The organism is Rhodoferax sp. UBA5149, assembly GCF_002413825.1.
Classification (GTDB): domain Bacteria; phylum Pseudomonadota; class Gammaproteobacteria; order Burkholderiales; family Burkholderiaceae_C; genus Rhodoferax.
Map to the genome: position 1 here is coordinate 5,905 of NZ_DHXT01000020.1, position 1,017 is coordinate 6,921.

The 1,017-nt window shown below is 62.1% G+C and carries 2 pseudogenes; both read right to left on the bottom strand.

From position 1 onward, the window contains the following. Nucleotides 1-680: pseudogene (locus tag B3V69_RS01560) on the bottom strand (excinuclease ABC subunit A); the annotation flags it as partial. Between the two features lie 102 nt (nucleotides 681-782). Then, nucleotides 783-1,017 (bottom strand): annotated as a pseudogene (locus B3V69_RS01565) (hypothetical protein); the annotation flags it as partial.

A 1,017-nucleotide genomic window follows, 5' to 3' on the forward strand; every position in this document is an offset into this window, starting at 1 on the left:
CCGCTGCCGTGTTTCAGCGCGACCTCAATCGCCTCCAGCACACGCACGCGCTCGGCCGACCCCAGCCGAAAGCGGTCGGCCACCACATCTAAAACCTTGCGCGGCCCCGTCAGCGTAGCCAGCTCACGCTGCGCCTGCACTTTGGTGAAACCACTCACCGACAGCCATTGCTCGATTTCTTCTGGTGCCGTGTTGGCCGGCAACTCCACCGGAAAAGTCACCACGAGACGTGCATCGTCTTGCCCCACGCGCTCGACCAACTGCGCATATATCGTCTCAGCCGAGTCATGCCGCACGGCGTGTGCCGTATCGCGGTCAAACAATTGCCCGGCGCGTGCAAACAACAACTTCAGGTGGTCGTTCAGTTCGGTCATGGTGCCCACGGTGGAGCGCGATGAGCGTACCGGATTCGTCTGGTCAATGGCAATGGCCGGCGGCACGCCTTCCACCTTGTCCACGGCGGGCTTGTCCATGCGGTCCAGAAACTGGCGCGCGTAGGCCGAGAAGGTTTCCACGTAGCGCCGCTGGCCCTCGGCAAAGAGCGTGTCAAAGACCAGGCTCGACTTGCCCGAGCCGCTGGGTCCGGTCACCACGGTGAGCTCGCCGGTGCGGATGTCAATGTCCAGGTTTTTAAGGTTGTGCTGGCGCGCACCACGAATGCGGATGATTCCCTGGGACATGATTGGGCTTTTGGCTGTTAAGGCAGAAGATTCTAGGCACTTCCCCGGCTTTGCCGAAACGCAAGGTTATCCAGCGATCCAGCGATAGGCCGATCCCAGGCGTCAACCTTTTAGCACATGCTCAAGTTGCCGACAGGCCTTCTCACCCACGGCGTCCTTGATCTTGGGCAGCAGAGCCGCCAGGCCGTCGTAGCCAGACGCGGCCTCCAAAGCCAGGTTCAGCCTGAAACCTCGCAGGCCCAGACTTGCCGTCAGTTGCGTGGCCAGATGCATGGCCTCCACGTAGCGCTCCTGCGTCGTCAGTGTATTCGCGGGCAGGGCTGGCGGCTGCGCGGCA